General features: G+C 43.2%; 15 protein-coding genes and 1 rRNA gene. 8 read left to right on the forward strand and 8 right to left on the reverse strand.

The window, feature by feature from the left end:
• Nucleotides 1-107: ribosomal RNA gene (gene rrf / locus AACX38_RS19275) — 5S ribosomal RNA — on the forward strand; the annotation flags it as partial.
• 59 nt (nt 108-166) lie between these two features.
• Here rrf and AACX38_RS19280 read toward each other — a convergent pair.
• Nucleotides 167-829, reverse strand: coding sequence for a GntR family transcriptional regulator (locus tag AACX38_RS19280; RefSeq protein ID WP_228865256.1), 663 nt, complete (start codon nt 827-829; stop codon nt 167-169).
• A gap of 278 nt (nt 830-1107) precedes the next feature.
• On the opposite strand from AACX38_RS19280, the gene AACX38_RS19285 reads away from it, so the two are divergent.
• The 4 genes from AACX38_RS19285 to AACX38_RS19300 all read left to right on the forward strand — a co-directional run bounded on the left by AACX38_RS19285 (nt 1108) and on the right by AACX38_RS19300 (nt 7582).
• Nucleotides 1108-1875 (forward strand): LamB/YcsF family protein, encoded by a 768-nt coding sequence (locus tag AACX38_RS19285; protein ID WP_228865258.1) that lies wholly within the window; start codon nt 1108-1110, stop codon nt 1873-1875.
• A 31-nt stretch (nt 1876-1906) separates the two neighbouring features.
• Complete coding sequence (locus tag AACX38_RS19290; protein WP_228865259.1) at nt 1907-3505, forward strand: 5-oxoprolinase subunit B/C family protein; 1599 nt, start codon at nt 1907-1909, stop codon at nt 3503-3505.
• Entirely contained in the window at nt 3502-5292 is a 1791-nt protein-coding gene (locus AACX38_RS19295) for an ATP-binding protein (RefSeq protein ID WP_228865260.1), read from the forward strand. The genes AACX38_RS19290 and AACX38_RS19295 overlap by 4 nt, the downstream gene beginning before the upstream one ends.
• A gap of 229 nt (nt 5293-5521) precedes the next feature.
• On the forward strand, nt 5522-7582 hold the full coding sequence (locus AACX38_RS19300) for a TonB-dependent receptor domain-containing protein (RefSeq protein WP_228865261.1): 2061 nt from the start codon (nt 5522-5524) through the stop codon (nt 7580-7582).
• 109 nt (nt 7583-7691) lie between these two features.
• On the opposite strand, the gene AACX38_RS19305 is transcribed toward AACX38_RS19300, so the two are convergent.
• Nucleotides 7692-8603 (reverse strand): LysR substrate-binding domain-containing protein, encoded by a 912-nt coding sequence (locus AACX38_RS19305; RefSeq protein ID WP_228865263.1) that lies wholly within the window; start codon nt 8601-8603, stop codon nt 7692-7694.
• Nucleotides 8604-8752: 149 nt separating this feature from the next.
• Here AACX38_RS19305 and AACX38_RS19310 point away from each other — a divergent pair, with 149 nt between their 5' ends.
• A complete protein-coding gene (locus tag AACX38_RS19310) occupies nt 8753-9763 on the forward strand; it encodes an aldo/keto reductase (RefSeq protein ID WP_228865264.1) in 1011 nt (336 codons plus the stop codon).
• A 182-nt stretch (nt 9764-9945) separates the two neighbouring features.
• On the opposite strand, the gene frdD is transcribed toward AACX38_RS19310, so the two are convergent.
• The 4 genes from frdD to frdA are packed head-to-tail and all read right to left on the reverse strand — an operon-like array spanning nt 9946 to nt 13246.
• Entirely contained in the window at nt 9946-10302 is a 357-nt protein-coding gene (gene frdD, locus AACX38_RS19315) for a fumarate reductase subunit FrdD (RefSeq protein WP_193757247.1), read from the reverse strand.
• A 13-nt stretch (nt 10303-10315) separates the two neighbouring features.
• Nucleotides 10316-10708 carry a fumarate reductase subunit FrdC gene (frdC, locus tag AACX38_RS19320; protein WP_099122758.1) on the reverse strand — a complete coding sequence of 131 codons (393 nt, stop codon included), beginning with the start codon at nt 10706-10708 and terminating at the stop codon, nt 10316-10318.
• 14 nt (nt 10709-10722) lie between these two features.
• Complete coding sequence (locus tag AACX38_RS19325) at nt 10723-11457, reverse strand: succinate dehydrogenase/fumarate reductase iron-sulfur subunit (RefSeq protein WP_099122759.1); 735 nt, start codon at nt 11455-11457, stop codon at nt 10723-10725.
• Nucleotides 11450-13246, reverse strand: a complete 1797-nt coding sequence (gene frdA, locus AACX38_RS19330) for a fumarate reductase (quinol) flavoprotein subunit (protein WP_228865265.1) — start codon at nt 13244-13246, stop codon at nt 11450-11452. The genes AACX38_RS19325 and frdA overlap by 8 nt, the downstream gene beginning before the upstream one ends.
• 691 nt (nt 13247-13937) lie before the next feature.
• On the opposite strand from frdA, the gene AACX38_RS19335 reads away from it, so the two are divergent.
• Nucleotides 13938-14360, forward strand: a complete 423-nt coding sequence (locus tag AACX38_RS19335) for a fascin domain-containing protein (protein ID WP_099122761.1) — start codon at nt 13938-13940, stop codon at nt 14358-14360.
• 302 nt (nt 14361-14662) lie between these two features.
• A complete protein-coding gene (epmA, locus tag AACX38_RS19340) occupies nt 14663-15640 on the forward strand; it encodes an elongation factor P--(R)-beta-lysine ligase (protein ID WP_099122762.1) in 978 nt (325 codons plus the stop codon).
• A 49-nt stretch (nt 15641-15689) separates the two neighbouring features.
• Here the strand turns inward: epmA and glpQ are convergent, their stop codons facing one another.
• Together glpQ and glpT are read right to left on the reverse strand one after the other, a co-directional pair.
• Nucleotides 15690-16766, reverse strand: a complete 1077-nt coding sequence (glpQ, locus tag AACX38_RS19345; protein WP_099122763.1) for a glycerophosphodiester phosphodiesterase — start codon at nt 16764-16766, stop codon at nt 15690-15692.
• A 189-nt stretch (nt 16767-16955) separates the two neighbouring features.
• The gene (gene glpT, locus AACX38_RS19350) at nt 16956-18320 is read right to left on the reverse strand and encodes a glycerol-3-phosphate transporter (protein ID WP_228865266.1); all 1365 of its coding nucleotides are present in this window, start codon (nt 18318-18320) and stop codon (nt 16956-16958) included.
• Nucleotides 18321-18744 lie beyond the last annotated feature (424 nt).

An 18744-nucleotide genomic window follows, 5' to 3' on the forward strand; every position in this document is an offset into this window, starting at 1 on the left:
AATAGCGCGGTGGTCCCACCTGACCCCATGCCGAACTCAGCAGTGAAACGCCGTAGCGCCGATGGTAGTGTGGGGTCTCCCCATGTGAGAGTAGGGAACTGCCAGACATCACTTTGTCAGAGAAGCCATCCTTCATCGGATGGCTTTTTTGCGTTTATTTTTTTATTTATTGCTCGTTATTTATACGAGAGTAAGCGGCTAATACAGTTCGTTCTGATAGATTTAAATAATCTTCCATTTTTTGTGCTGCTAATTCTGTTTGGCCTGAATTTAATAGCTCCAGAATATGTTTATTCTTATCGACATAGGGCGCATACAACAGCTCTGGATCATTTAAAAGCCCAAATGCTAAACGGAGTTCGGCTGAAATATTCCGGTAGAAGGTCATTAATCTTTCACTGTCGGCCAATTCTACAATCGCGGCGTGAAAACGCATATTGGCCGTGCCTACACCAACCCATTCCTGCTTATTTCTGTATTGACTGGCACTGATGACGGCTTCTTGCATTTTATTTACGCTAGGGTGCATGGGATATGCTTGTGCAAGAGCCTGACATTCAATCAGCCTGCGAACCCGATAAATATCAATAATGGATGCGATATCAGGTATTGCTACAAACACTCCCCGATTAGGCTGGTGTTTTAGTAAACCTTCTTGCGTAAGAGTACGGAACACTTCCCGTAAGGTATTGCGGGAAATTTGGAGTTGTTCACTGAGAGCTGCTTCAGATAAGCGTTGTCCGGGTAATAATTCTCCGATCACTAGCTTATTTCTTATTACTTCTGCAATTTTTTTACTCAAAATTTGGGGAGAGCTCTCTATTTTCATAGTCATCCGTTGGGCTATCGCTGAGAAAAGTGTCTTCTGTGTTCAAAACTTAATCTTCACATATTCCCGGATAACCAGCAAGCCGCGGCTATTTTCCTGCTTATCTTCTGCAATCTTGAGATAAAAATCAGCTCTATTTTGAACTGATAATTTTCCCGTTAATTTGAATAGAGTGATCGCTGTTGTATTTTTGCACAATAATAAGCGAATTTAGTTGATTATTTACTCATCAGAAATTATCTATTGTTCAACAATTTTATAATTATGGTTTAACAACTATGATGAAAACAATAGATTTAAATAGCGATCTTGGTGAGAGCTTTGGTCAGTGGAGGATGGGTAATGATGAAGCCATATTGGGCATTGTTAGTAGTGCCAATATTGCCTGTGGTTTTCACGCCGGAGATCCGGCTGGGATCCTGAAAACGCTGAAATTAGCTAAGGAAAATCAGGTTGTTATTGGTGCTCATGTCTCTTATCCAGATTTGGTTGGTTTTGGCCGACGTAATATGGACCTCGCCAGTCACGAACTCACCGCGGATGTCATTTATCAGATCGGTGCCCTGCAAGGGCTTGCTGCCTCTATAGGAACGGAGGTTAATTATGTAAAGCCACATGGCGCACTCTATAACACGATAGCTAATGATGAACGTCAGGCACTTGCAGTCATTGACGGTATTTTGGCCGTAGATTCCGGCCTCGCCTTAGTGGGGCTGGCTGGCTCAAATATTCTGAGGCTAGCGCAGGAAAAAGGTCTGAGAACCATTGCGGAAGCTTTTGCTGATCGTGCTTATACAGCAAAAGGAGAACTGGTTTCGCGGCGTGAAACCGGAGCTGTATTGCATGATGCCACTCTTGTTGCACAACGTATGTTGCAGCTAGTGACAGAAGGTGGAGTGGAATCCATTGATGGCAAATTTACCCCCATTCAGGCGGATTCTATTTGTGTGCATGGAGATAGTTTCGGTGCGCTGGAAATGGCTAAACAGGTAAAAGCCATTTTGCAACAGGCAGGAATTATTGTCCGCTCATTTATTCATTCTTAATCAGAATGGTCGATATTGTCAGGAGATAACTGTGCGTTTTTTACCTGTTAATTTTCATACCATCATGGTTGAGCTTAGTGACTTGCCTGAAACTCTGGCGTTATTTGATTCTCTGAATGCTGAACCAATCTCAGGAATTGAAGAGATAATCCCAGCAGCGAGAACGGTGATGATTCGTTTTCACCCTCTGACGATTTCAGCCCAGCAACTGGTGACAGAAATTCAACGGCGGGATCTGCAAAAATCCTCGCATATACAAGGAAAACAGATTGAAATTCCGGTGCGCTACAATGGAGAAGATTTAGAGGAAGTTGCGGAGATACTCGGAATCTCGGTACAGGATGTTATCCAACAACATACGGATAATGAATATATCGTTGCATTTACCGGGTTTGCGCCCGGATTTGCCTACATGATCTCTGAAACCATCTCCTGGAATATTCCTCGTCGTAAAACGCCCAGAACCCGTATTCCGGCAGGTTCAGTTGCTCTGGCGGGAGAATTTAGTGGTATTTACCCACAGGCAAGCCCCGGAGGATGGCAACTCATTGGTACGACATCTGAACGAATATGGGATTTATCCCGGATTGAGCCCGCGTTATTGCAGCCCGGTTATCGTATCCGATTCCGTAATGTAGAACACTCCACAGTAACAGTCAGTTTACCTGCAACTCCCGTTGTTGATTCGCTTGTTCTGGTTGATAGCGCCAGTATTTTAGAAATTAAGTCCGCAGGATTACAGGCGCTATTTCAGGATTTAGGCCGTTTGGGTAAATCAGGGCTGGGAATATCTGCATCAGGTGCGATGGATAAAAGTGCTTTACGCAGTGCAAATCGCATAGTGGGTAATCCTTCTGATAAAGCCTGTCTGGAAATTACGCAGGGAGGATTTCAAGCCATTGCCCGTGGGCAAACAGTCATTTCAGTAACCGGTGCTTTATGCCCGATTCAAATCAAAACCCCACAAGGAAAGCCGCTTCATGTAAGCACTTATCAACCCATTGATTTAAATGATGGTGATGAAATTATATTGGGTGTTCCACATGCAGGAATGCGCTCTTACTTGGCAGTCCGAGGTGGTTTTATTGTTCTGGAGGTGCTATCCAGCTGCTCATTTGACACTTTGTCTAATATTGGCCCTGCTCCGTTAAAGGCGGGTGATAATTTAGCGATAGGTGGGACTTCGCATTGCTCAGCGGTGTCTGTTTTAGAAACCCCAGAATTCGTGATGCCCAATAAAGATGAGATTGTTGTACTGGATATATTTTTCGGTCCCAGAACTGACTGGTTCACTCAGGAATCTATCGAGTTATTACGAAATCAAATCTGGCAGGTTACGCCACAATCGAACCGGATTGGTTTGAGATTAAAGGGCGATTGCCCGTTGTCTCGAATTAAGGATGAAGAGCTGCCAAGCGAAGGAACCTGTTTTGGTGCGATACAAATTCCCGCCAGCGGGCAACCCGTTCTCTTTCTGGCGGATCATCCGGTGACAGGTGGATACCCCGTTATTGCTTCGGTGGCTGATTATCATCTTGATCTTGCTGGCCAGATCCCGATCAATGCCAAAATTAGATTTAATCCCATCAATCAGTTTCATGACATTCAGGGGAGTGAAGAGCTGCAATGAATACCACTGTGCACCGCATTAATAAAACCACAAAGAAAAATAAAACCGCAAAAAAAGTCTTAATCGCGAATCGTGGGGAGATTGCCGTTCGTATTATTCGTGCCTGTCGTGATTATGGTATACGGACTATTACTGTTTATGCTGATACAGATGTCAACGCGTTGCATGTGCAACTGGCGGATGAAGCCTATTCACTGGCAGGGAATAGCCCGGCAGAAACCTATCTTAATATTCCTCGTTTGTTGGATATTGCAAAGCAAGCGCAGGCTACGATGGTACATCCCGGCTATGGTTTTTTATCTGAACGGGCTGAATTTGCCCGCGCTGTTATTGAAGCCGGTTTAATTTGGATTGGCCCGGAACCCGATACGATTGATGAATTGGGGAATAAAGTTAAAGCCCGCCAAATTGCTCAGAAAGTTGGAGCACCATTAGTCATGGGAACGACAGAGCCGGTTAAAAATGCGCAGGAAGTTATCACTTTTGCTGAAAAGCATGGTTTACCGATAGCGATTAAAGCTGCATTTGGCGGCGGGGGCCGTGGGTTAAAAGTAGCATGGCGGCATGATGAAGTTGAGGAGTTGTATCACTCTGCGGTACGTGAGGCGACAGCTGCATTTGGCCGTGGCGAATGTTTTATTGAACAATTTCTGGATAAGCCCCGCCATATCGAGGCACAAATAATCGCTGATAAACACGGAAATGTGGTTGTGTTGGGAACCCGTGACTGCTCCTTGCAGCGTCGGAATCAGAAACTGATAGAAGAAGCCCCGGCCCCTTTTTTGACTCAGCAACAACGGGAACGCATTCATCAGTCGGCAAAAGCGATTTGTGCAGAGGCTAATTACGTCGGAGCAGGAACGGTTGAATTTTTGCTGAGTGTTGATGGAACACTCTCCTTTCTGGAAGTGAATACCCGTTTACAGGTTGAGCATCCTGTGACGGAAGAAACAACCGGAATTGATTTAGTTATTGAGCAACTGAGAATCGCAGAAGGCTACCCATTAAGCATTAAGGAAACCCCTATTTCTCGCGGGCATTCGTTTGAGTTTCGCATCAATGCGGAAGATGCCGGAAAAGGCTTTTTGCCTGCATCTGGCGCTCTTACTGAATTTACTCCACCTTCTGGTCCCGGTCTTCGTTTAGATTCAGGTGTCACCAATGGCTCTGTCATTCCGACAACCTTTGATTCATTGATGGCAAAACTGATTGTCACAGGAGCAACGCGTGAACAGGCTCTTGCTCGTGCACGTCGGGCATTACGAGAATTTAAAATCAGTGGCGTAGCATCAGTTTTACCTTTTCATCAGGCGGTGATTGAACACTCTGATTTTGTATCAGAGGATACTTTCAACGTTCATACCCGTTGGATTGAGACAGAATTTGCCAATCAACTGGCAGCTTTACCCCGCCAGGATCTGGCTGAAAGTAAAGGCATTATCCGTACATTTATTGAGATTGATGGTCGTCGGCATGAAATGGGATTACCAGCAGATTTATTGGCAGGATTAACGCCTTTAGTGCCTGCTGGTGAGCCACAATCTTCTTCGCCAGTAGTCCAACAAATACCGGAAGATCCTCATCAGGTAAAAGCACCTATATCCGGTATTCTGCATTCGTGGCTAGTAGGGGAGGGAGAGCAAGTCAGTGAAGGAGAGGTGATTGCCATCATGGAAGCCATGAAAATGGAAGTACAGATAAATGCACATCGCTCAGGGAAAATCACATTCCGTGCTCAGGAAGGTGATTATCAGGATGCAGAAAGTATTCTGGCGAACATTGAATAGTCTGGTTATTTGAAAAATCAAATGGGTATAAATTGACTCTAAATTTATACCCCTCTAGTAAATCTGCTTTTGTGGAATCAGCCTCTGCTGCTTAGTATCGTGGTGCTGGATAGCACCTCCCCACCTAATCCAGGTAGTAAAATCTGACGATAATCACTTAATGTTATTTACATTTCTTTTGTGAATGTAAATAATAATGCTTCTCAATAATATTTTAACTAAAAAATAAATGTCTAAAACTACCAAAATTTACGCAAGCATGGCTAAAAGTGGTTTGTGTGTTCCTTTGATGTCAGCATCTATGTTGACAATCGCTATTTCTACTAACGCAGTGGCACATACCGAAGAATCAACCAGAAAATCAGCCTCAACAGGCGATACACTCGTTGTTATTGCGGGTAACAGTGCAGAACAGGACAGTGGAAAAGTCAGCAGCAACGAAATTAAAGTTAGACAGGCACAAAGTGTCGGTGAAGTATTAAAGAATGTGCCGGGCGTACAAGCCGGGCACCCTAGCGCTTTAGGGCAGCGCTTTAAAATCCGTGGCATGGATGATCAATTTGTCAACGTGACGGTTGATGGTGCAAGACAGGAAGGCTATCACTTCCACCATGCAGGGAACTATGGCATTGATCCTGAAATGCTCAAGCAAATTGATATCAATGTGGGTACGAACAGTATTACCTATGATACCGGAGCATTAGTTGGTTCATTAAAATTTGAAACTGTTGATGCTGGTGATTTATTAGCTCCGGGTCGTTTATTTGGTGCAAAAGGAAAATTAAGTTATGTCAGTAATGGCTCTGAATTCCAACAGTCTTTGGCAGCTTATGGAAGAGTCGGTGCTGTAGATTTATTGGGTTACTTTAACCATCGCAATATGAGTGATGCTAAAACAGGCAGAGATAAAGCGGGGCAAGAATCCATTCCTACCGATGGGAAACTGATCAACTATTTATTAAAAGCTAAATTCAATCTGACTGATGAGCAGTATATCAATGTCTCAAAAGAGCATTATCAGAATGATGCAGATACCAACTACAGATTGAATTTCGGCCCGGATGTGAATAAAGGGAAGAAAGGGAAATACGCTTCAGAGCGTGATACTTATAATATCGCTTACCGATATGTACCGGTTGGCAATGACCTCATTGATCTGAAAATCTCTGCTTATCACACAGAACAAAATTTCAATCATATGAAGGAAGTCGGTGGTCCGGGCAAAGGCTTTGACACGATTACCGAAACTCAGGGTATCAGAGCGCGTAACGTTTCTAGTTTTGATACTTATCAGCTAGCCCATGCTTTCACTTATGGTTATGAGTATTTCGATACCAGAATGGCGTATACCGAGGCAGCAAGAAATACATATAACAAAGTGGTAGAAACAGGAAAATCATCATCTGTTTATTTAGAGGATGATATTCAGTTTGCTGATTTCCACTTCATTCCTGGCGTAAGATGGGATCATTATAAATACAATACTATCAATAAAAAGAGTGAGCCCTTTGAAAGAACCTATGCTCATTTCTCAAAAGCGTTGGGTCTGAAATACGAACTGGGCGCATCAACAACGTTGTTTGCTAATTATACTGAACTCTTCAGAGGCCCATTGGGTAAAGAGATCGGCATGGGCCCGAGTAACCATAATGCTAACTTAAAAGCGACAACGGGTTACAATCTGGAAACAGGTGTTGGTGGTATTTATCCGTCTGTTTTTGCTGAAAATGACTCATTTACTGTAACTGGGAAAGTATTCCAGACCAATTTCAAAAATCTGGCTACCACGTTAGCAAAAAGTTCGCTTAATAATATCCCTAAATCCAGACTGGAAGGGTTTGAACTAGCGACCAAATATAAACTGGATAACTGGTCTTTAAGAGCGACTTACGCCAAAGCAAATAACAAAATTGTTCAGGGTAGCGCGTTGTTTGACTCAAGATTAGAGTTTACACCGTCCATTGGTGACTCTTTCACTGTTGGTGGAAGCTATCTATTTGATAAAACGGATATTGAACTTGGCTGGAATTCCCGATTTGTCCGCTCAACAAATGCGAATGGGACAGGTGATGGCAAGGTTGTAAATATTCATAAAGCGGGCTTTGGCGTCAGCGATATGCATATTTCCTGGGCACCAACCTCAGGCGTATTTAAAAACGCAGAATTCCTGTTTGGTATCGATAATATCTTCGACAAGCGTTACAACGAACAGTCTTACTATCTGAATACCTATAAAGGCCAGGAAGAGAAAGGCCGAGCTTATAAAGCGACGGTTTCTTATAAGTTCTAAGAAACGAGCTGTAACGTTTAGTAAAAACAGTACGGTAATAATTTATTATTACCGTACTGAAATGAGTAATATATTAACTTTTAGATGCGATATGCGCTCTATACAACGATTAGCTCGTTATTTTTTCATTCTCAATTTGATTTAAAAGCTCTCTAAAATAGACAACTAATGGACGTAAATTTGCTTTGTGCCATACAGCCCAAAGCTGGGTGGTAATATTCATCCAAGGCACCTCGCGTAAAATAGCCCCTTTAGGCAAGTTATAGCGCAAACTATTTTGTATCAATGTCACGCCAAGGCCTGCGGCAACAAGGCCTAACGCCGTTAACGGTTCTTCTGCTTCTAAACGAATATCTGGTCGAAACCCTGCTTTCACACAGGCGGCAACAAAATCATCCCGTGAGTGCGAATTATCATTGTTGTGTAAGACTGAGATCCATTGTTGTGCCGTTAAATCATTAGGAATAATGTGCTCTTTTGTTGCTAAAGGGTGATGATGAGGAACCGCCACTAACATGCGGTCATTCAATACTTGTTGATATTCTAATTCACTCTCTTTTCCTTCTGGTGGAGTATCAACCATCGCAAAATCAAGGCTCCGTTGGCGCAGCCCTTCTAACTGGCGTTCTGGCGTTTGGTTATACAACGCAATATGAACATCTGGGTGTGAATCCCTTAACACACTTAATGAACTTGGCAGTATGCCTGAGTGCATTGCATTTTCAATGTAGCCGACACACAGCCCACCATCTTCTCCTCGACCTAAGCGGCGGCCTAATGACTCCAAGCGATTGGCGTGAGTAAGGAGTGAGCGCGCTTCAGTCAAAAACGTTTGTCCATCAGACGTTAAGCGAATTCGTTGCTGGCTTCGTTCGAACAACATTAATCCGAGTCTTTCTTCTAATTGAGAAATTTGTCGGCTTAATGGGGATTGTGAAATATGTAGGCGCTTTGCTGCACGCCCGACATGTTCCTCTTCTGCTACAACAACGAAGTAGCTGAGTTGGCGCAGGTCAATCATAGTTATTGCCTTTAATGTCTTAACTTAGACTAATTATGTCCTTTCATGTCATAAAAAATCAACCTACTATCATGCTCCATGACAGGATGGTTCACTCTCCTGAAACATCATTTTGCTGATAACAAGCTAATTTATTAAGGAATTACAATATGAGTATTAGAAAATTACTTCCTAGCCAAATTGGTTTTGGCGGAGCGCCATTAGGTAACATGTTTAGAGCAATTCCGGATGACGAAGCGATTGCAATCGTACACGAAGTATGGAATCTAGGGGTTCGTTATTTTGATACCGCGCCGCTGTACGGTTCTGGTTTATCTGAAATCCGTATGGGTGAAGTCCTGTCTCAATATTCACGTGATGATTATGTGTTGAGTACCAAAGTGGGTCGCATCATGTTAGATGAGATGGAAGATCCTGCAAATCGTGATTTCGGGGAAAAAGGCGGTCTTTTTGAACACGGTTTGAAAAACAAAATTCTTAATGACTACTCTGAAGATGCGACACTGCGCTCTATTGAAGATAGTCTGAAACGTTTGAAAACAGACCGTATTGATATCGTGTGGATCCACGATCCTTCACAAGATTTTTACGGAGATAGTTGGTTAGAGCATTTTAACACCGCACGCACTGGTGCATTCCGTGCCTTAACCCGCCTGCGTGAAGAAGGCGTGATCAAAGCTTGGGGGCTAGGTGTTAACCGCGTTGAACCTTGTGAATTAACACTGGGCTTAGATGAGCCAAAACCAGATGCATTCTTATTGGCAGGCCGTTATAGCTTATTAGATCACAGCCGTGCACTACAACGACTGATGCCAGAAGCGTTAGAGCATAATGTTGATATCGTTGTTGGCGGCCCATACAGCTCAGGCGTATTGGTAGGGGGCGCGCATTTTGAATATCAAAAATCTTCCCCAGCTATTCATCAACAAGTCGCGAAGATTTATCAAATTGCTAAGCAATTTAATGTTGATGTTAAAGCAGCTGCATTACAGTTTTCACTAGCTAACCCAGCAGTAGCAGCGGTTATCCCTGGTTCAAGTCGTCTAGGTCGTATGGCTGAAGATTTAGCAGCATTAACCGCTAAAGTCCCAACTGATTTCTGGTTAGAATTGCAGCGCCAAGGCTTGGTTGCTGTTAACGCACCATTGCCAATTCGTTAATCGCTCAATGAGTTGTTGATGCCAGAGAGGGATAAATTTTTGGCAAAAGTCATCGACGGAGCAATAAAGTTATTCTAAATTATACATGCCTGAGGATTTCCACGATTTTGTTTTCTTTAGCAAAAACTTTAATCGTGCCTCAGGCACTTTAGTTCACTTCTTTTAAGCGAAGCTCGGGTTAACTACAGCGTAAAAACACCAATCAGAGCCACAACAGTCAGAATTGCGGCAGCGCCATAAAACACCCATTTACCAGCAGGAACATGAATTTTCAGATCATGCATAGCATGATGAATGCGGTGTAAGCCGCACCAGAGTGGCAGACTTATCATCAGCAATAAAAAAACACGTCCAATAAAGCTCTGGCAGAAAGTCAGAATACGTTCGTAAGAGAGCGCCTCAGGAGCCAATCCTAATGGCAGTAAAATGCCTAATAGCAGGATAATGACTGGCCCGACAATAGCACTCCACATACCGCCAGCGCCAAACAACCCCCAGAAAATAGGTTCATCGGAACGTTTTGGTACTTGATTCATCAGATCCTCCTTGGGGTCAGAGTAGTGCTATGCCAAGGATCACGGCAGTCGCAATAATAGTGAAAGTCCACAATAGTTTGATAATGGGTCCCGGTGCCATTTTTTCATTTTTGACAATGATATTGAGTGCTTTGGGCGCCAGTTCAAACCAGGTTTTGGTATGTAATAATGCTGCCAGCAAGGTGATGATATTGATCAGCAATACCAGTGGGTTTTGCAGAAAAGAGACAAAACCACCCCAGCTTTCAGGGCCAGCTTTCAGGGCAAATAGCCCATAAAGCACCAAAATACTGAACCAGACAGTAGGAACAGAAGTTCCTTCACGCAGCATATAGAAACGATAAAAACCTAATTTTTGCCACCAGTTAGGCTCCATGCCACGGGTATAAGGTTTACGTTTTGTTGTCATGACTTTCACCTCCCTTATTGTGGTTTCAGCATGGAGATAATGAAATCTTTTGCACTTTCTGCCTTGCTTTGCTGAATTGCTCCTGCCGGATCGACATGTTTCGGGCAAACTTCAGAACAATAACCGACAAAAGTACAGGACCAGACACCATTATCGCTGTTGATTTGTGGCATACGCTCTTTCTTACCATGATCACGGTTATCAAGGTTATAGCGGTGTGCCAGCGTGACGGCAGCAGGGCCGATAAACTCAGGATTCAGGCCGAACTGAGGGCAGGCTGCGTAGCATAGGCCACAGTTGATACAACCGGAGAACTGATGATACTTCGCCATCTGTGCCGGAGTTTGCACATTCGGGCCATCGGAGGGTTTACGGTCATTACCGATAATGTAGGGCTTGATGGCTTCCAGACTTTCGATAAAGTGAGTCATATCCACAACCAAATCCCGCTCTATCGGGAAATTCCCTAAGGCTTCTACTTTCAGCCCGTGCTGATAGTCGCGCAGAAAAGTCTTACAGGCCAGTTTGGGTACGCGGTTAACCATCATGCCGCAGGAGCCGCAGATTGCCATGCGGCAGGACCAGCGATAAGACAGATCAGGAGCCAGATTATCCTTAATATAGCCTAACGCATCCAACAGCGAAGTCTGGTCATCATAAGGGACGTCGTATGTTGTGAAATAAGGCGCATCATCGGTTTCCGGGTTATAGCGCATGACTTCCATTTTCAGGTTTTTCATCTCAGTCATTCGCCTGCTCCTTCTGTTTTTTCTCTTGTGCAGCGGCTTCCCCACCATAAACCCGTTTTGCGGGCTGGGATTTAGTGATCTTCACATCACTGTATTCCAGATGTGGCGCGCCTTCAGGGTTGTAGAAAGCCAGTGTATGTTTCAGGAAGTTCTCATCATCACGTTCGGTACAGCCTTCATCAAGGCGCTGGTGGGCACCGCGGGATTCTTTGCGGTTCATCGCGGAGTGAGCCATACATTCCGCCACATCCAGCCCGAATCCCAGTTCTATGGTATAGAGAAGGTCAGTATTGAATACACTGGAGCGGTCACTGATTTGGATATGCCTGAAGCGCTCTTTCAGCTCTGCGATCTTATCAATCGTCTTTTGCATCAATTCAGGGGTGCGATAAATACCACAACCTTCTTCCATTGCCGTTCCTAGCTCATCCCGAATTTTGGCCCAGCTTTCTCCGCCCTGCTGATTCAGCAGTTTATTGAGTTTAGCCTCAATATCGTGAACCTGTGCAGACAGCGTATTTTCATTGGCGGGAGGAGCTTCCTGAGCACACTTGGCCGCTTCCTCACCCGCCAGACGACCAAAGACGACAAGTTCTGCCAGTGAATTAGAGCCAAGACGGTTTGCGCCATGCAGGCCGACAGAAGAACATTCACCAATAGCAAACAGCCCTTTGATACGAGTTTCACATTGTTGATTGGTTTCGATTCCGCCCATAGTGTAGTGCGCTGTCGGACGAACAGGGATAGGCTCCTTGACCGGATCAACGCCAACGTAGGCTTTCGCCAGTTCACAGATGAATGGTAGACGCTCCAGTAATTTCTTCTCACCCAGATGACGCAGATCCAGATGTACAACGTCACCGCGCGGCGTTGCAATAGTTCGTCCTGCCCGCCATTCATGCCAGAATGCCTGCGAAACTTTATCGCGTGGTCCCAGCTCCATATATTTATTTTCAGGATGGCCGAGTGGTGTTTCAGGCCCTAAGCCATAATCCTGTAGATAGCGATAGCCATCTTTATTCACCAGAATCCCGCCTTCACCCCGACAGCCTTCAGTCATCAGAATGCCGGAACCCGGCAGGCCGGTTGGGTGATATTGCACAAACTCCATATCGCGCAGTGGAACACCATGCCGGAAAGCCATACCCATGCCATCACCGGTGACAATGCCGCCATTCGTGTTGTAACGATAAACACGGCCTGCACCGCCGGTAGCCATAATGACTGCATTTGCGCGAATCTGAACTTTACTGCCTTCCATCATATTCAGGGCAACCAGACCACGGGCACGGCCTTCATCAACCAGAATATCGAGGACAAAATGCTCATCGAAACGCTGAATTTGCGGATACTTGAGTGAGGTCTGAAACAGTGTATGCAGCATATGGAAGCCGGTCTTATCCGCGGCAAACCACGTACGTTCAATTTTCATACCCCCGAAACGACGCACATTCACGGAGCCATCTTCTTTGCGGCTCCACGGGCAACCCCATTGCTCCAGCTGGGTCATCTCAGTCGGACAGTGTTTGACAAAATACTCAACCACATCCTGCTCACACAGCCAGTCTCCGCCGGATACTGTGTCATTGAAATGAAAGTCATAGGAATCATGAGACTGAGTGACTGCGGCTGATCCACCTTCTGCGGCGACGGTGTGGCTGCGCATAGGGTACACTTTCGAAATCAGGGCAATCTTGAGTTGGGGATTGGCTTCAGCCGCAGCAATGGCGGCCCGTAGACCTGCGCCACCGGCTCCGATAATTGCTAGATCAGCATTGAAGGTTTGCACTGTGCTTCTCCATTGTTTCAAGTGAAATGAATAAATTCAGCCAGAAAGCCTAATGCGTTATCACTCGTCATTTGTGACCTTGCTACTTTGCAGAGGTATTTTTTCTTGTCCGACTGAGTGTTGTAAGTAAATTTTTTGTACCTTAACGAGTTAGGAGCACTGTCTGTTATTTTTTATCTGATATGATTATAACGGATGGCGGCTGAAGTAAACTTGATATGAACGCTGATTTGGCAGAATTGTTATCAAGAAAAATTGATCTAAAACAAGTTTCCTATTCATCCGGACATTTTTTATTAATGTGTTGTTAAGTTAATCGATATTATTTTTCTTATCTTGAGGCTTAAATTCATTAAATTAACGCGATATCGCTGTCTCTTATCAATAAATAAGGAAGTTTGAATTTTTATTTAATGTAAGTTATTTATTTTTTTAATGTTTACTTGAAGGCCGTTTCTATTCTTTTGGCAATTTATACCCTCTATTTATAATGAAGGTATGGGTTTGTAAAAAACTATAATTAATTGTTTTTTATGTTATTAATTGGTGGTTTATATATTTTGTTATTTTATATTTTAGTTAAATGATGTATGTTTTTTGGCGGGTGTATTGTATTTCGTTCCTGATTTTAAGTTGTAATATATAGCGATATATTTTTGTGACAAACCAATTTTATAATTAGGAGCCTATCATGGCGCTTAGAAAAATAACTATCGCATTACAAGCGGATAACAATCTTTATTTAAGTAGAGTTGATAGAAATGGAATTCAATATATTGAGGCTGTAAAATCATCTATAGATGAATATTGTCGGTTTACCGTTGTTTATACTGATCCAAATAACCTTAATAAAATTGCTCTTATCGGAGATAATAAACTTTATCTTAGTAGAGTAACCCGTTCAAATGGTGATTTTATTGAATCTATTAAACCAACGGTAGACATTTATTCAATTTTTATGATTGAAGATGTTGGTTGTAATATGATTGCATTGAAAGCTGATACAGGTAAATATCTCAGCCGGGTAACAGTTGGCGGTGTTGATTACATTAAACCGGATAAAGTTAATTTAGATGTGTATTGTAAATTTCGAGTCGTGACATTAATTGAATAATTTACATTTCTGACTGAAACTAATCAGCGTGTAAATATAGTGGCCGCAAAAGCAGGCCACTTTTTTATATTATTAATGTTTTTTAAATTTATCTTTAGGTTTAAGATTTATTTATAACAATGTTTATGAAAAGAGTTAATCTATCTTCGGTAAAATTTTATATAGATGGGTTATTTTTATAACTCGTTCAGAAATAAATGATAAATAGCAGACCATCGACAAGGGATTCAATGTAATAATTTGTCTGGCGAGCGTGATGCGGGTAAACTGCGCGTTTTGTTTTCTTTTGGAGCCACAGGAATATGAACGAAATCGCGGATTGGCAGCCAACAGCCCCTATCGCTAATTTATTGAAAAGGGCAGAAATTCTGGCAGAAATACGGCGCTTTTTCGCAGATCGTGGGGTGTTGGAGGTTGAGACACCCGCCATGAGTCAGGCGACTGTCACAGACGTCCATCTGGTTCCCTTTCAGACAAGGTTTGTCGGCCCCGGTGCAGCGGATGGTCTTCCTCTGTACTTGATGACCAGCCCCGAATACCACATGAAACGTCTACTTGCTGCGGGCAGTGGCTCCATTTATCAGATGGGAAAAAGTTTCCGCAATGAAGAAGCAGGGCGCCATCATAATCCTGAGTTCACTATGTTGGAATGGTATCGTCCACATTATGATATGTACCGCTTGATGAATGAAGTGGATGATCTGTTACAGCAAATTCTGGATTGCGAAAGTGCCGAATCCCTTTCTTATCAGCAGGCTTTTATTCGTTACCTGGATATTGACCCCCTGACGGCGAGCAAAGAAAAACTGCGTGAAGTAGCGGCAAAACTCGATCTCAGCAATATTGCTGATCGTGAAGAAGACAGGGATACCTTACTGCAACTGCTTTTTACCATGGGTGTTGAAACACATATTGGTATTGAAAAGCCGACATTTATTTATCATTTCCCTGCCTCTCAGGCCGCACTGGCAGAGATCAGTAAAGAAGATCATCGTGTTGCTCAGCGCTTTGAAGTGTATTTCAAGGGCATGGAACTGGCGAATGGTTTCCGTGAACTGACAGACAGCAAAGAACAGCGTCTGCGCTTCGAACAGGATAATCGTAAACGTGAATCAATGGGGCTACCTGTACAGCCGATAGATGAGTATCTGCTTGAAGCTCTGGCTCATGGTATGCCGGAATGTGCCGGTGTGGCATTGGGGGTTGATCGCCTGATTATGCTGGCTCTGGGCGCGGAGCGAATCAGTGAGGTTATAGCCTTTCCGGTAGGCATTTCCTGATTTAATACCCCGCCACTTGCGGCGGGGTATTAAATGAATAAAAGGTCGATTACTTATGTTCGTGATGTTCTTCGAGGAATTTCACCGCTAAATCAGGGAAATCGGTGAATGCACCATCGACATTGGCTTTATCGAAGACGATATCAAACAATTGATTTCCGCTGGTGGCATATTTTGGCAACTGGTCAATGCGGATAGTATACGGATGTACCACCATATGGCTGGCGTGAGCTTCTTTCACCATACCGGTTAATTTAATGTTGTTTGGTGTAGAGTCATTGGCGACCAGCATGTGGTAATCCGGGCCAATACCATCAGCATATTTTGCCACTTCTTTCATGGCACCCGGTTTAAACATCCAGTCATAACTGTAGTTATGCCATGTTCCATCGGCTTTCTGTTCGTAGGTTTCATTCCAGTCGGTGTAAGCAATCAGTTGCACCAGTTTCAGATCCATCCCCAATTTGGGTTCCAGATCATTTTTAATACGTTTCAACTCATTGGCATCAAAACATTGCAGATAAACTTTATCGCTCTTTTTGGTGTAACCATATTGTTTCAGCACTTCCAACACTTTTGCGGTGATGTCTTTGCCTTCCTGACGATGGAACCACGGTGCTTTAATCTCAGGATAGATACCGACATTCTTTCCGGTGGATTTGTTCATACCCTGAATAAATTCCAGCTCTTCCTGAAAAGTGTGGATGCGAAAATCTGATTTTCCCATTGGAAAACGACCGGGATAGCTTTGTACTTTTTTGCCATCCTTGATATCAAACCCTTCAGTAAATTTCAGTGACTTAATTTCTGGCAGGGTAAAGTCAATGGCATAGTAACGACCATCAGCGCGTGCTCGGTTTGGAAAACGCTCAGCGACATCAGTGACGCGATCAAGATAATGGTCATGCAGAACGACCAGTTCATTATCCTTAGTCATCACCAGATCTTGTTCAAGATAATCTGCACCCTGAGCAAAAGCCATCGCTTTGGCAGGAAGGGTATGTTCAGGCAGGTAGCCGCTTGCTCCTCGATGCGCGATAACAATTTTATCCGCTGCATGCGCAATACCTGACATCGATGAAGCTAACAGAAGACCGGCCATAATTGTTTTAACAGGGGTGTGCATTGGGGTTCTCCACTTGTGGTAATGAAGGTGTTCGTTGGTGACTAAATGGGTTTTTATATAAAGTTATTGATTGAATATTAGATGAAATGCTGTGCTGTATATTATCGTCGCCACAGTAGAACAAAATGGTATTGTGGCGACTTTTACATAATTCTGCCTGAAGCGGCAATTCACTCAATAAATAGCTGGTTAGCTATTATGTACTATTTCCTGTTTAGCCATTTCTTGTTTATGTTTCTTTTCACTTATCATTACTATTATCAATAAGATAACAGATATGATACTACCGCCAATCAGGAGATAGAAGGCGCCATTCCAACCTAAGCGGTCAACAGCATAGCCAATGGCGATATTGCCGATAACAGAACCACCCAGGTAACCAAATAAACCAGTAAAGCCTGCAGCAGTACCTGCCGCTTTTTTAGGTGCTAGTTCAAGGGCGTGTAAGCCGATAAGCATTACAGGGCCGTAAATTAGAAATCCGATAATGATCATGCAGGCCATATCAATACCAGGATTACCTGCTGGATTCAGCCAGTATACGATTGTTGCAATGGTAACAAGTATCATAAAGAATATTCCCGTAGCACCACGGTTACCTTTAAAGATTTTGTCAGACATCCAACCACACAGTAGCGTACCAGGAATACCCGCATATTCGTAGAAAGCATAAGCCCAGGAAGATTTATCCATAGTAAAATGTTTCGCTGCTTGCAAATAGGCGGGAGACCAGTCGAGGATACCGTAGCGCAACAGATACACAAACACGTTGGCAAATGCGATCATCCATAACAATTTGTTCGGGAGAACGTATTGTAAAAAGATCTGTTTTGCTGTTAGTTCGTTTTCATCTTTTTTCGTATAGTCAGTCGAATAATCGTTTTTGTACTCTTCAATTGGTGGTAAGCCACAAGATTGAGGGGTGTCACGCATTAGGAAATAAACCACGATTGCCATAATAATTGCGGCAAAAGCGGGTAGGTAGAATACGCTTTTCCAGTCACCGAACCAGTACATACCTAGTATTAATAATAGAGCAGGAACAGCACCACCTACGTTATGAGCACAATTCCAGACAGATACGATCTTGCCTCGCTCTTTTTGTGACCACCAGTGAACCATGGTACGACCGCAAGGAGGCCATCCCATACCCTGAAACCAGCCACAGATAAACAGTAGGCAATACATGATGAGTACGCTGGAAGTTGCCCAAGGGACAAAGCCCATAAACAACATCACTGCGCCGGAAAGGATTAACCCTACAGGTAAAAAGACACGCGGATTGGAGCGGTCTGATATAGAACCCATCAGGAATTTTGAGATGCCATATGCAAGTGAAACAGCGGATGCAGCGAAGCTAAGCTCAAGATAGGTATAACCTTCTTTATATAAGTCTGGATATGCTAATGCAAAATTCTTCCTTACAAAATAATAAGCAGCATAGCCAAAGAAAATCCCCATAAAAATTTGCCAGCGCAAGCGACGATAGAGTGGATCTATTTCTTGCGCAGGCAGCCGGGCTTTGTGAGGCGCCGGTCTGAATATACTTAACATGTTTGTCTCCACATGACTTTTAGTATGAGCGAATCACCACTGTTTAGTAGTGACCAGCAGTAAACGAAAGTTTCAATTTATTTTTTTCTATATCGAAAGAAAGAATAGCTAAAACAGACTTATATATCTGTGAAGTATCGCTAACATATGGATATAATTTCGTAAAGACCACAATTTTGAGCGATTTATGGCTCTTTTGAAATAAGTTTTATTTTAATTATCGTGATTTATGTCACAATTAAGAATGTTTATCGGTTATTTCTGAGCGTATTCCATTCGTTTATTTTCTTTTTGTCATAAAGGACTATTATTATTGTGGGAATATATTCGCCGTTTTAATCATACGAATCTTATTTAAACAAATATAAGATTATCTAAACATATAGTGATGAATGAAAACGTGATATTTCTTGTCTGTTTTCTT

The sequence above is a fragment of the Xenorhabdus sp. PB30.3 genome (assembly GCF_963895965.1).
In the GTDB taxonomy this organism is placed as follows: Bacteria; Pseudomonadota; Gammaproteobacteria; order Enterobacterales; family Enterobacteriaceae; genus Xenorhabdus; species Xenorhabdus stockiae.

Bases quoted from the DNA above. Each gene is read 5' to 3' on its own strand.
- AACX38_RS19310 (WP_228865264.1), top strand. From the start codon at position 8,753: ATGAGTATTAGAAAATTACTTCCTAGCCAAATTGGTTTTGGCGGAGCG.
- AACX38_RS19295 (WP_228865260.1), top strand. From the start codon at position 3,502: ATGAATACCACTGTGCACCGCATTAATAAAACCACAAAGAAAAATAAA.
- AACX38_RS19300 (WP_228865261.1), top strand. From the start codon at position 5,522: ATGTCTAAAACTACCAAAATTTACGCAAGCATGGCTAAAAGTGGTTTG.
- AACX38_RS19325 (WP_099122759.1), bottom strand. From the start codon at position 11,457: ATGACTGAGATGAAAAACCTGAAAATGGAAGTCATGCGCTATAACCCG.
- glpQ (WP_099122763.1), bottom strand. From the start codon at position 16,766: ATGCACACCCCTGTTAAAACAATTATGGCCGGTCTTCTGTTAGCTTCA.
- frdC (WP_099122758.1), bottom strand. From the start codon at position 10,708: ATGACAACAAAACGTAAACCTTATACCCGTGGCATGGAGCCTAACTGG.
- AACX38_RS19280 (WP_228865256.1), bottom strand. From the start codon at position 829: ATGAAAATAGAGAGCTCTCCCCAAATTTTGAGTAAAAAAATTGCAGAA.
- epmA (WP_099122762.1), top strand. From the start codon at position 14,663: ATGAACGAAATCGCGGATTGGCAGCCAACAGCCCCTATCGCTAATTTA.
- AACX38_RS19305 (WP_228865263.1), bottom strand. From the start codon at position 8,603: ATGATTGACCTGCGCCAACTCAGCTACTTCGTTGTTGTAGCAGAAGAG.
- AACX38_RS19335 (WP_099122761.1), top strand. From the start codon at position 13,938: ATGGCGCTTAGAAAAATAACTATCGCATTACAAGCGGATAACAATCTT.
- glpT (WP_228865266.1), bottom strand. From the start codon at position 18,320: ATGTTAAGTATATTCAGACCGGCGCCTCACAAAGCCCGGCTGCCTGCG.
- AACX38_RS19285 (WP_228865258.1), top strand. From the start codon at position 1,108: ATGATGAAAACAATAGATTTAAATAGCGATCTTGGTGAGAGCTTTGGT.